The 11,972-nt window shown below is 58.8% G+C and carries 10 protein-coding genes; 4 read left to right on the forward strand and 6 right to left on the reverse strand.

What is annotated here, in order from left to right; all coding sequences use genetic code 11:
- The first annotated feature begins 156 nt into the window (after nt 1–156).
- The 4 genes from CFR80_RS14770 to CFR80_RS14785 all read left to right on the forward strand — a co-directional run bounded on the left by CFR80_RS14770 (nt 157) and on the right by CFR80_RS14785 (nt 6,513).
- Entirely contained in the window at nt 157–1,116 is a 960-nt protein-coding gene (locus CFR80_RS14770; RefSeq protein WP_181418241.1) for an efflux RND transporter periplasmic adaptor subunit, read from the forward strand.
- On the forward strand, nt 1,116–4,154 hold the full coding sequence (locus CFR80_RS14775; RefSeq protein WP_110507603.1) for an efflux RND transporter permease subunit: 3,039 nt from the start codon (nt 1,116–1,118) through the stop codon (nt 4,152–4,154). The genes CFR80_RS14770 and CFR80_RS14775 overlap by 1 nt, the downstream gene beginning before the upstream one ends.
- 43 nt (nt 4,155–4,197) lie before the next feature.
- Nucleotides 4,198–5,598, forward strand: coding sequence for an efflux transporter outer membrane subunit (locus tag CFR80_RS14780; protein WP_258367839.1), 1,401 nt, complete (start codon nt 4,198–4,200; stop codon nt 5,596–5,598).
- A 381-nt stretch (nt 5,599–5,979) separates the two neighbouring features.
- Entirely contained in the window at nt 5,980–6,513 is a 534-nt protein-coding gene (locus CFR80_RS14785) for a methylated-DNA--[protein]-cysteine S-methyltransferase (protein WP_010516461.1), read from the forward strand.
- Nucleotides 6,514–6,553: 40 nt separating this feature from the next.
- Here CFR80_RS14785 and CFR80_RS14790 read toward each other — a convergent pair whose 3' ends face one another.
- From CFR80_RS14790 to CFR80_RS14815, 6 genes are all read right to left on the reverse strand, one after another.
- Nucleotides 6,554–7,171 carry an acetate uptake transporter gene (locus CFR80_RS14790; RefSeq protein WP_048857100.1) on the reverse strand — a complete coding sequence of 206 codons (618 nt, stop codon included), beginning with the start codon at nt 7,169–7,171 and terminating at the stop codon, nt 6,554–6,556.
- A gap of 666 nt (nt 7,172–7,837) precedes the next feature.
- Entirely contained in the window at nt 7,838–8,296 is a 459-nt protein-coding gene (locus CFR80_RS14795) for a c-type cytochrome (RefSeq protein ID WP_029329803.1), read from the reverse strand.
- Nucleotides 8,297–8,564: 268 nt separating this feature from the next.
- Nucleotides 8,565–8,840 (reverse strand): hypothetical protein, encoded by a 276-nt coding sequence (locus tag CFR80_RS14800; protein WP_010517727.1) that lies wholly within the window; start codon nt 8,838–8,840, stop codon nt 8,565–8,567.
- Between the two features lie 128 nt (nt 8,841–8,968).
- Nucleotides 8,969–9,328, reverse strand: coding sequence for a hypothetical protein (locus tag CFR80_RS14805; RefSeq protein WP_010517725.1), 360 nt, complete (start codon nt 9,326–9,328; stop codon nt 8,969–8,971).
- A gap of 37 nt (nt 9,329–9,365) precedes the next feature.
- Nucleotides 9,366–11,402, reverse strand: coding sequence for an FUSC family protein (locus CFR80_RS14810; RefSeq protein WP_010517723.1), 2,037 nt, complete (start codon nt 11,400–11,402; stop codon nt 9,366–9,368).
- Between the two features lie 242 nt (nt 11,403–11,644).
- The coding region (locus tag CFR80_RS14815; RefSeq protein WP_146221664.1) for a carbohydrate porin at nt 11,645–11,972 on the reverse strand (328 nt) is incomplete at its 5' end.

Raw genomic sequence — 11,972 nt, forward strand, 5'->3', positions numbered from 1 at the left:
AATCGCACCAGCCATTCCCGATCCTCCCTCTCACGACAGAATCAGAACAGGCCCTTCGCGTCACTTCACAGATGAGTCAGAGACAGTAGCCCTTGGTATAAGCCGACATCTTCCCCGGTAAAGCACGCGCCCCTACCTGCCGTACAGGCCATCAGGGTGCATGACGCCTCACCACGGAAGGCTGTCTTCATTGGATCATACGGGGCCGAAAGAACTATTCCCCTCGCACCGACACAGGCCGGGCGTCTGACATCGGTATCGGTTACCAGCGGTCAATATGTTCATCAGGGCGATGTTCTGGCCACATTTGAAGACAGACTGCTGCTGGAGATGGAAGCCCAGGCACAGGGCGAGGTTGATGCCGCCCGCGCCGAAATGAATCAGGCTGCCGCAACATATAAAAGAAGCCGGGGACTGGACACCATAGGGGGACTGTCCTCTGGGACGGTCGAAGAACGTGCCTATTCATGGCACCTCGCTCAGGCAAAATACAGATCAGCCCTTGCAGCCCTGACGCAGGCCCAGATTCAGGTGGCTGAAAGCAGGATCCGGGCGCCTGAAGATGGCTGGATCATGAGCGTCACGGGTGTTCCGGGTAGTCTGGTTGGCGCCGGAAGCGAAATCATACGATTGTCCGCAGGGGCGTCTGAAGTCCACTTCAAGGTTCCATCATCCTCATCCTGGAGTGCTGGTGACAGGGCGGAAGTTGACCTGCCTGGTCAGGATGGCCAGCCCGTTCAGGCTGCCATCAGGGAAATTGGCGCGGTTGACGGCACAAGTCAGATGCGGGATGTCAAACTGGAACTGGACCATCCGCTTCCCGTAGCCGTCAACAGCCTCGTCATGGTTGTTCTTGCCGCGCATGACGTGTCCCATGCCGTGCGCGTGCCGCTTACTGCCGTGGATTCAGCAGACCAGACGCATGCCCATCTGTGGGGGCTGATGGATGGGCAGGCGCCGCATCTTGTACTGCGGCGCGTCCGTATTGTCGGGCTGAGAGGAGCAGATGCGTTAGTTGAAGGCCTGACGGACGGTGAATGGATTGTCACCAATACTGACGGTTCGTTCCAGCAGGGACAGGCTGTTCTTGTTGCCGGGCAGGCAGGTGAACGCTGATGATGGATCGTTTCAACGTCTCACGCTGGGCTGTCGGCCATCCGGCACTTGTCAGCTTCATGATGGCCTGTCTTTTCCTTGCTGGTGGATATGGTTTTCTTCACCTTGGCCGGGCTGAAGACCCCGCTTTCACGCTCAAGAACATGGTTGTTTCCGCACAATGGCCGGGCGCAGGTGCCCAGCAGATGCAAAGGCAGGTGGCCGAACCGCTTGAGCAGGGCCTGCGTGATATCGAAGCCATAGATGTTCTCAGTACATATTGCATTCCGGCAGCCTGCGTGACGCAGATTTTCCTGCGCGATGATGAACGAAAGGAACGTGTTCCGGTTATCTGGCAGAAGGTCCGCAACAGGTTATCCGACCTTGCTCCTGGACTGCCGTCTGGCGTGGCACTTGCCGCCAATGATGATTATGCCGATGTCTATGGGTATGTGTTTGCCCTGACCGGGGGAGAAAATGCAGACCTTATCAAGACATCCGAATACCTGAAAAAGATTTTTCAGGCTGTTCACGGTGTGGGGAAGGTCCAGATCAGCGGTGAGATCCCGCAGCAGGTTACCGTTGATCTTGATCCGCAACAGGCTGCCGCAAGGGGAATCAGTCCCGATCAGGTTGCAAGGTCGCTTCAGGGGCGATCAACTCTGGCATCTGGTGGTTCGGTAGATTTTACAACCGTTGTTCCCCTGAATGTGTCCGGAGCCCTCGACGGTGTGCAGTCCGTTGAAGAGACGCCACTGGCAGGCCATGCCGGCACCATCCGTGTCAGGGATATTGCCCAGGTGAACCGTGAGTATGCAGATCCGGCACCTTCGCTGATCCGTTACGGGGGCAGGCCGGCCGTCGTCATTGCTGTCGCAATGGCTGATGGCGCGGACGGACTTGCGCTGGGCAGGGCGCTTGAGAAGGCGGCGGCTACAGCCGTGCTGCCCGCGGGCATGAAGCTGACGCAGGTGGAAGACCAGAGCCGGGTCATCCGGGAGGCCGTGAATACATTCCTGATCAAGTTCGTCGTGGCGCTGAGTGTTGTGCTTCTGGTTGCTTTTGTCAGCCTGGGCCTGAAAGCCGGGATTATTGTGGCCTGCTCCGTGCCGCTGACGCTTGCCGGGGTCAGCCTGTACATGGGCACGGAGCATATCGGGCTTGACCGTATTTCGCTTGGTGCCCTCATCCTGTCCCTCGGGCTGCTGGTGGATGATGCCATCATCAGTATCGAAGCGATGGTCGTGCAGCTTGAACAGGGGCGCAGCCGCGAAGAGGCAGCCTCTTTCGCGTGGAGCCACACCGCATTCCCGATGCTGACGGGCACGGTGCTGACGGTTGTGAGCTTCCTGCCGGTTGGTCTGGCGCAGTCGACAACGGGTGAATACGCCGGTGAAATTTTCTGGGTCAGTGCCGCGGCACTGCTGTTCAGTTGGGTTGTGGCGGTCGTTTTTATCCCGTTTCTGGGGGTTCATCTCCTGCCTGAGGCCAGACAGCCCTCACAGGCATCACGTGAGTCCCGGCTGACGGGTATACTGCGCCACATGCTTGGCACCAGCCTGCGATATAAAAAAGCCGTAGCGGGTGGCACGGTCATGCTGCTGATCGTGGCGTGCGGCGGTTTTATGTTTGTTGACCAGCAGTTTTTTCCGCAGTCCGATCGCCCGGAAGTGATTGTGGATGTCGCCATGCCACCGGGAACAGCCATTGGGGAAACCGATGCGGCCGTCGGCATCCTGGAAAAGCACCTGGGGGGAAGCCCATCGCTGCGTCACATGGAGGCTCATATTGGCGATGGCGCGCCGCGCTTTTACCTTCCCTATGCCCCGGCCACACCCAGTGCCGCCCACGCGACACTCCTGCTGGTTGCACAGGACCTTGATGCGCGGGAAAAGCTGATCCAGCAGGTTGAGGCCATGTCCCTTCCCGCAGGCGTGCACCTGCATGTGCAGCGTCTGTCCCTGGGGCCTACTGCTGACTTCCCCGTGCAGTACCGCATCATAGGGCCAGACCCGGACACCCTGCGGGCGATTGCACGTAGGGTGGATGACATCCTGCGCGGCACTGAAGGCGCGGTCTCGGTGCAGGCGGATTGGGGGAACCGGACACCCAGCCTGACCCTTGAAGCGGATCCGGATAAACTTGCGTATTTCCAGACAGATCGCTCCAGTGTCGCCGCACAGCTCCAGGCAGCCATTTCCGGAGAGGTCGCAGGCGATATGCCCGATGGGCACCATCATATCCCGGTCATGGTGCGGGCCGCCCGCCCCGTGCGCTCTGATCCCGGCCTGTGGACGAACCTTCCCATTGTAACAGGAAACGGGGTCGTGCCGCTTGGTCAGCTTGGCACCATACAGGTGACAACCGACTTCCCGATCCTGTGGCAGAGAAATGGCGAACTCTGCATGACCGTTCAGTCGGGTGTTGCAACGGATATCCAGCCCGCGACTGTGGTGCAGCGCGCAACGCCAGCAATGGAAGCCCTGCGCATGGGCCTTCCCGCGGGATACAGGATTGAAACGGGGGGAGATGTGGAGCTTTCCTCGACAGCGGATAGTGCGATCTTCGCTTTCCTCCCGCTGACCGGGGGGCTGATGCTTCTGGCGCTGATGATTCAGTTGCAAAGCTTCAGCCGCTCCCTGCTCGTGCTGTTTTCGGCACCGCTTGGCCTGATCGGGATGGTGTCCGGCCTGCTGGTGACAGGGGCGCCGTTTGGCTTTGTGGCCCTGCTGGGGCTTATTGCCCTGGCGGGCATGATCATGCGCAATACGATCCTGCTGGTCGATCAGATCCAGTCCAGTCATCAGAATGGCACATCGTTGCATGCGGCCATCATTGATGCGACCCTGACCCGCGCGCGCCCTGTCTGCCTGACGGCGGTGGCGGCAATTCTGGCTTTTATTCCCCTGAGCTTCAATGTGTTCTGGGGGCCAATGGCCATTGTCATGATTGGCGGGCTTGTTGGTGGAACAGCACTGACCCTGATTGCCGTGCCCGCATTTTACGCTGTCCTGTTCGACCGTACGGCTACCACCGCGGAAGCATCCGCCCATGTCTGAGACGCGTTTTTTCCAATGCAGGGTGCGCATGCTCCTGTTTCCCATGCTGCTTGCGGTCGCCGGTTGCAGTATGGGGCCGGATTTCGTACGGCCGAAGCCGGTGCTGCCGGAGCAGTGGCAGAATGCGGGGGCTGTGGAACATGCCCGGCCGTCATCCCTGCCATGGTGGCATATGTTTAATGATCCTGTGCTCGATCAGCTTATGCTCCGTGCCGAAACCGGAAATCTGGATATGGCGCTGGCGCGTGAACGGGTCAAAGCCGCCCGCATACAGCGTCGCGCCGCATCGGCTGAAAGTCTCCCGTCACTGAACGGGCAGGCTTCCTATACGCATGAACGCCTTGCCACATCAGGGGTAGGGGAGGTCCTGCAGCCCCTGCTGGGTCTTTCTCCAGATGCGGTAAGGCAGGAGCCTGAGGGTGTTTCCTATACAAATTACAGTATTGGCGCGGTGGCCTCATGGGAACTGGATATATGGGGACGCCAGCGTCGGCTAAGGGAGGCGGCAAAGGCGGAGTTGTCTGCCGTACAGGCCGATGTGGATGCCATGCATCTTTCGACACAGGCAGAAATTGCAAGAACCTATTTTCAGTGGCTGTGGGTTTCGGACCGCCTGAAATGCGCCGAAAAAACGCTGGAACGGGCAACGCAGCTTCTGGCCATAGCCAGGGCTGTCCGTGCACGCGGCCTCCTTGCGGGTGTTGATCTGGAGAAACAGCAAAACGTCACTCAGGCCGCACTTGGTGAAAAAGATGAACTTGCCCTGCAACAGGCTTCGTTACATCGGGCACTGGCCGTGCTTGCGGCAGGGCGACCGGATGCGGACATACCCGAACTGGCAAAACCCGCAGACCCTCTGGATGTGACAATGCCAAAGGTTGCTGTTGACATTCCTTCCGATATGGCCCGGAAACGTCCGGATATCCGGGCGGCGGAGGCGCGGCTTCACGCGGCCACAGCGACGATTGGCATGGCACAGGCCGACTTCTATCCGCAGGTTACCCTGACAGGGCAGATCAGTCTCGATGCGCTGACAGTGGCCGAACTGGGGTGGAATGCACGCAACACGTCCTTTGGCCCGACACTTACCCTCCCGATCTTTAATGGTGGCCGTCTGTCCAGTCAGCTTGCGCTGCGCCATTCTGAACAGAGGAGCGCGGGCATATTTTATCAAAGCGTCGTTTTGAATGCATGGGTTGAGATCGAAAACCTCTTGTCACACGAACAATTTTTAAGGTCACAATATCAAAGGCAGATCTCTCTCCTTAATGCTGAAAAAGCGCGCACTGCAGCACTTCAGAAACGCTATCAGCATGGTGACATGTCGCGGGAGGAACTATTGACTGCCGCTCTTTCTGAAAGTGAAAGTGAAGCAAACCTTGCCAGAACATATGTAGCATTGCTGACCAATGCCGTTGATCTCAAAACAGCACTGGGTATCTAGCATTACCTTGGCAGAAAATTTGGATAAGGATTCTGACATGCTCCCCGAAAATGTGCCCATTTTAAGATAGGGTCCGATCGGGATGGATACGGACGGATGAAACGCAGTGGTTTTACGGAAGAGCGGATCATAGGGATACCGAAGGAACAGGAAACTGGGCTGAAGGTCTCTGATCCATGCCTCCGAGACCCTTGTCATTCCATCAGGCCCAAGCCATAAAAAACGGGAACTCTCCTTATTAAGTGGATACAAAAAGGGGGCACGTCACTTAGACAGCGTCTATACGCTTAAATGACGATCCGCCGTCCGGAATGTTGAACCCTGTTGTATTCCCGCAGGCGCATGGGATAGAAACGTGTAGCCACAGGGAATGTCCCGACCATGACATCCGTATCGTCTGCTGTTTCCGGTGCCCGCCTTGTCACGGGACAATCCGTGCTTGGGGCGGTACAGGTGGTGACCGGGGATGGTGGTGTCGCGGCCATCATACTGGGTGATGATCCGGTCGCGCTTCATGATGCAGCCCTGAAGCGTTTTCCGGATGCCGTTCCCGCAGGAAAGGCGGAGGCGGATCGCGTGCTGGCTGCCGTGCGGACATGCATTGAAACGCCATGGGCAACGTTTGGCCTGCCGCTGGATATGCGGGGTACCCCATTCCAGTGTCAGGTCTGGCAGGCCCTGCGCGCCATCCCGTGTGGCGGAACGGCAACATACACGGAACTGGCGGCGCATATTGGCAGGCCAGAAGCCGTGCGTGCCGTGGCGGGTGCATGCGGCGCGAACCCGCTGGCGGTTGTCATTCCCTGTCACCGCGTCATACGGCGGGATGGCAGCCTGTCTGGCTATCGCTGGGGTGTCAGCCGCAAGCAGTGGCTGCTGGACCGGGAACGGACCGGGATGGCGCGCGGGCAATAGGCGCGCGCCATTGGCACGGGAAACATCCGGTCCGTCCTGATCAGGAAATATGCAGGACCAGATCATCCTTGTGTGGGGCGTCACCTGTGGTGCGGGGCCAGCCTACCGGCAGGACCGCGTGACCGAACTGGGCTGCAAGGATCTCGCTGGCGGCCAGATAGATGGCGCTGAAACCGCATAGAAGTCCTTCATATCCAGCGATGACATCCAGCATGGGCCGATTTAATACTGCAGCACTGCCAAGCAGGACAAACAGCAGCGTCAGGCTGAAGAACACGACCTGATGCATGCGCGATGCCACCAGTGATCCCACTGCCATGATGGCCGTAAACAATGCCCACAGCCACAGGTAACCACCCATCAGGGCAGGGGACGACGCGGGCATCAGTCCCCATTGCGGCAGGAACAGCAGCATGGCCAGCGATATCCAGAACGCCCCGTAGGCCATGAAGGCCGTCATGCCAAAAGTATTGCGGTTGCCATATTCCATCACCCCCGCGATGAACTGCGTCAGCCCGCCAAAAACCAGCCCTGTCGCCATGATGGCGGAACCCATCGGCACGATCTGGGCATTGTGCAGGTTAAGCAGGACGGTACTCATGCCAAACCCCATGAGCCCCAGCGGGGCGGGATTGGCGTCTGTGTTGTTGTGTATCATGCTGGTTTTCCATTCCACACCGGATGAATATGACAAACCATGTCACCGTCATGCGGGTCGGGATATTAAAATATGCCTTACCCTTGCCGCACACGACATCACGCCAATGCGTGATTGCCGGTGGGGTTCCCGCAAAGGGGATAAAGATATGAAATGAGGGACATTCCTCTGTCCATATTGCATATTGCCGGACACAGAATACGAAATTTTCCAATAATTTAAGTAATATTTATTTCATAACAAATAATGAAATATATTTTTTGGAGGCAGTTATTAAACAAGCGCGCACATATGTGTTGTGCCATCAAAATGGCAACTGTCCTATCTATGATATGAATGAGGTATTGGGCCCCTGTAATACTTAATTTTTACTTACGTTTTCTTATGTCTGTTCAGAGATCATGCAGGAAGGATAATGACCGGATGCATGCTTCAGTGCCGGAGGGCCAGATGGGTGTTGACGGGGCAGGACGGAGCATAACCGGTTTCCTGCCCTGACGCTGTCGCCTGATCTACCGGCTGTACTTCCTCTGTTCCGCTTTGGTACAGGCCGAATTCAAAGTAAACGAATAATAGAAATATTCGATCCCGGCCAGTTGCCTGAGAAGCATCACACGGGATTCCATGAAAGGCGGGTCAGGTCACGATCCGCCTTTCATCATGTCATCAGGGCAGCGGATGCAGTGCGTCAAGCGCCTGTCGTTTTTCCACCATGGCGGAGGGCGCGATGGATTTCCCCCGTGCGGCGGCGACGTCCTGCACGGTAAAGATGGTTGCATCCGGACCGTCCGGCAGGCCCGCGACATGATTTAGGATGGCGGCGACCTGATCATCCGCCAGCATCTTGAAGGGGGGCATGAACCCGGCATAACTGTTGCCCTGTATCGTGATGGCCCCCATGATGCCGTTCAGTGCGACGGCAACAACATACTGCCGACCTTCGGGTGTGCTGGCGATCTTTCCCACGCGTCCGGCCAGTGCCGGGAACTGCCCCGGCACGCCCTGTCCATTGGGCTGATGGCACATGCTGCAGTTTGACTGGAACAGGGCCGTGCCATCAGCGGCGATTGCTGATCCCGCAGGGATGGAAAGGCAGAGCATTGCGGCAAGAAGTCTTTTTTTCATGGGCGATGTCCTGATGTATCCTGTTCCCGGGGGAACCTGCAGGGTTGATCCTATCGCACCGCTGTCCGCAGACATACCCCCTGCCGGGATGCCATGACCGTACAAAAAAAGGACGCCCCGCCGAAGCGGGACGCCGAGTTTAGGGATTGGGAGACGTTGTGGTGTCACGAGATCCACAGTTCATTAACTTCACTTGTGGATAATAGTTTTCCCAAAAACACATAAACGAAGAAAAAATATTGTTTACGATATGTTCCATTTCGTCGCATCATGTGCCGTGCAGCATGACAAACTGCCGGGCAAAAGGCAGCATGACCGCAATGCTCAGCAACCCGAATATGACGGTCATTCCGGCAAAGGTTGCCATGTGATGGGGGTAATCCTCGGTATATAAAAGACCGCAGACCCAGAATATCACGGCTTCCACCGCAAGGCCGACGCCTATGACCGGAATATGGAAAAAGGACCCGGCCAGCCACCATGCAAGGGCCCCGGTCAGGACGACTGCCGCCGTCGCACGAAGCAGGAAGGAAAGTGCACGCATCTCTGCCCTGAACCTGGTTATCGGAAAGGAAACATCACGTAACCGTGACCATAGGGCCAGAATGCCCGTTTCCATCCCGATGGGCAACCACAGGCAACCGGCATGACCGCCTGCCTGCGGGGTTGTGATTACTGTGCGGCGGGGGCTGCAGCCGGGGCCGTGCCGGATGCCGCATCGGGCGTCATCTTGCCGGGCGTGGTCGAATGTTCAACGTCGTACGCCGTGGCCTTTGCTTCATAATTGCCCTTGGCGCCGGGGTGTTCCTGATCATACAGGGCGGCCTTCGCCTTGGCTTCCTTGCGGTATTCGTGGCGCTTGTACATGCCCGTTACGCAACCGGCGGCGGCGCCCAGTACGGTGTGGTGGTTGGCAACATGGCCACCTACGGCCCCCACGGCGCCGTATTTCAGGCAGCCACCGGGTTCGGCATGGGCGGCAGTGGCGCATGCCATGACGGCAACTGCGCCCAGAAGAGCGATCTTACGCATTAACATCATCCTTTTTGCTGATAAATAGGTCTGATATTCACGACATATCCGATACGACATACTTTGTCACCTTCTGGGTCATGATGTCCGGATTTTCGCGCAGGCCCGTGGTAATGATCCGCAGGCAGGCCAGAACTTCCGCCATCTGCTGCCTTGCCTGCGGTGTCGTAACGCGGGCCTGCTCATGCCGGGTCCATGCAAGTACATATGGTGTCATGGCGGCTGCCTGTCCACGGTCCCAGCGGGCCAGAAACAGGCCGACGATCCGCCCGGCACGTGGGGACAGGTGGCCCCCGCGGACCAGTTCACGCAGGCGGATGACATAGATGCCGACAGTCATGGACATGATCTGCCGCGCCATGCATGCGCCCAGCACAGGTGGCGGCAGGGCACTGGCCTGAAACAGGATGCGCACAAGGCTGGCGGCGCAGGCGGCCAGCCAGGTTGTGGCGTCAGTACGGGTCCCGATCCGGCCAAGGTGCCGCAGGCGCTGGCTGACCCAGGCTTCCGTCCGGCGGATATGGACATCCATGCGGAAGGGCACGACCAGACGGTAGGTCAGCAGCACGAAAATGATACTGGCCAGAAACGCCATGGTATTGTTGAAAAAGGAGACTTCATCAAACCGTCCCTGGTTGATCGGGCCAATCAGCACAGGCAGGAACATATTGAAGGAAAAGGCATATCCAGCCAGGTGGGGCCTGCGGGCTGCAAGCCCGCCAATTGTCATGGGCACCAGCAGGGCGGCCAGCAGGATTTCCGGCGCGGTAATGGCGGGAATGATCCACAGCGCCAGAACCGACGCCACCGCCGCGCACCACAATCCCCCCTTCAGGAAGGGGGTGGTGGCGACCAGCGGGTTCTCCCGTGTCGCCATCAGGCCATAGATCAGGGCGACAAAGGAAATGAACGCAGGCCCATGGTGCCATGCGGTGACTTCCCACACCATGCATGCCCCCATGATGGCTGCTGCCGCGCGGATGCCATTGTTTACGGCTTCATGCATATGGCGACGCGATGTCAGGCTGAAACGGAAGCGGTCCCCACGCGGGGCGGTGGCGCACGCGGTCATTTCGCTGCGGACCCGCGCAGCTTCGGATACAAGCGCCGTGGTCACTGGCTGCCATTCCGGGCTGTCCACCATATCGGTGGCGGTATCGGGCGTATTCTGCTGCAGCCATGCCGCAAGTGCGCGCTCGGGCGGCGTATCATCCATGCGTGGCGGCGCGGTCATGCGGGGATGCAGGATCTGCAGTGCGCGTGCCTGCGCCAGCATCACCAGCATGCCCGCCAGCGCGCGGCGGGCGTGGTCGCCCACATGGTTGCGTGGCCCCAGTTCCAGCGCGCTGAATTCGATCTGTCCGCTGAAGGTGACGATCTGTTTCAGCAGGGAACCGGTAATGGCCTGCTGTTCCGGGCCAGCGGGTGCGCAGATCTGCTGGATAATGTTGGCGCATGTGGCGCGGAATGTCTCTGCCAGCCGGTCGAGCAGTTGCTGGCGCGCATGTTCCACCATGCGCGGCATGAACACGACCGCCAGAACCGCTTCGCACAATACGCCCAGTATGATGTAGCTGGTGCGGGCGACGCTTATGGCAAAGACATCATCGGGCTGCGTGATGGCCCCCGTGGCAATGATGGCGGATGTAAACCCCGTCAGCACCAGCCCGTAGGCCCGGTACTGATCCAGCAGCGTTGCCAGTGCGCAGCACAGCCCGATCCACAGGGACAGGCAGGTAAAAAACAGCGCCGGCGCCTGCGGAAACGCCGCCATGAGCGTAATGGCCGCAACACCGCCCACCAGCGTGCCGAAAATCCGCCACCGCGCCTTGGACAGGCTTTCCCCGCGAGAGGATTGCGCCACCACCCACACCGTCAGAGGTGCCCATTGCGGGCTGTCCAGTTCCATCCACATCGCGATCAATAGCGAGATGATGGCCGCAAACGACGTGCGGACCGCGAATGCCAGGTCCGGCAGGGTCGGCGCATAAATCCAGGACACGCGCCTTACAGGATGAAGCAGCACGGAGGTAATGCGTTCGGTCAGGGGTAAAGTTGCGGTCCGTGCCCCCATTATTCTTCAGCCCCTACATCATGGTCAGGATGTGCGTAACCCGTGGGTCATGTCTTGGCGGACCATGGGGTGGAAGGGGCGGGCCGGTCCAATCGTTTGTTATGATATTTTAATAAGTAATATTTATGAAATCCCCGGTTGTGTCCGTGGGGGCGACGTAGCCCATGCCGGGGCGGCAGGCACGCGACCGGCTGGCGTGTGGGTGTTCAGGTGCCGGGCTGCGGCTGGCATCAGCCGGTTTTTCAGAATGTAATGCTGCTGTGCAGGCCGAAAATGGCCTCGTTGCCCACGCGGCGGTAACCGGTCCAGTCTGCCACCCCGCCCGAGGGATGCCAGACGTACTGAAAGTCCGGCTGCATCACCAGCCACGGCGTAACCTGCGCCTGATAGGTCAGTTCAAGGTGGTTCTCGTTGCCCTGCACCGGGCTGTAGGTGCCAGTTTGGGCCACGTTACGGTCGAACTGGCGCTGGCCCGAACTGGCGCGGCCAATGCCCCAGCCCAGCCCGATCGTGTCGTTGTCACGTCCCCGGAACGGGGCCTTCAGGTTCAGGCCCGCGTCAATGGCGAAG

The organism is Komagataeibacter oboediens (assembly GCF_003207815.1).
In the GTDB taxonomy this organism is placed as follows: Bacteria; Pseudomonadota; Alphaproteobacteria; order Acetobacterales; family Acetobacteraceae; genus Komagataeibacter; species Komagataeibacter oboediens.

Excerpts from the sequence above, each read along its gene's own strand:
- CFR80_RS14775 (WP_110507603.1), top strand. The coding sequence starts at position 1,116 with ATGATGGATCGTTTCAACGTCTCACGCTGGGCTGTCGGCCATCCGGCA.
- CFR80_RS14780 (WP_258367839.1), top strand. The coding sequence starts at position 4,198 with ATGCTGCTTGCGGTCGCCGGTTGCAGTATGGGGCCGGATTTCGTACGG.
- CFR80_RS14785 (WP_010516461.1), top strand. The coding sequence starts at position 5,980 with ATGACATCCGTATCGTCTGCTGTTTCCGGTGCCCGCCTTGTCACGGGA.
- CFR80_RS14790 (WP_048857100.1), bottom strand. The coding sequence starts at position 7,171 with ATGATACACAACAACACAGACGCCAATCCCGCCCCGCTGGGGCTCATG.
- CFR80_RS14795 (WP_029329803.1), bottom strand. The coding sequence starts at position 8,296 with ATGAAAAAAAGACTTCTTGCCGCAATGCTCTGCCTTTCCATCCCTGCG.
- CFR80_RS14800 (WP_010517727.1), bottom strand. The coding sequence starts at position 8,840 with ATGCGTGCACTTTCCTTCCTGCTTCGTGCGACGGCGGCAGTCGTCCTG.
- CFR80_RS14805 (WP_010517725.1), bottom strand. The coding sequence starts at position 9,328 with ATGCGTAAGATCGCTCTTCTGGGCGCAGTTGCCGTCATGGCATGCGCC.
- CFR80_RS14810 (WP_010517723.1), bottom strand. The coding sequence starts at position 11,402 with ATGGGGGCACGGACCGCAACTTTACCCCTGACCGAACGCATTACCTCC.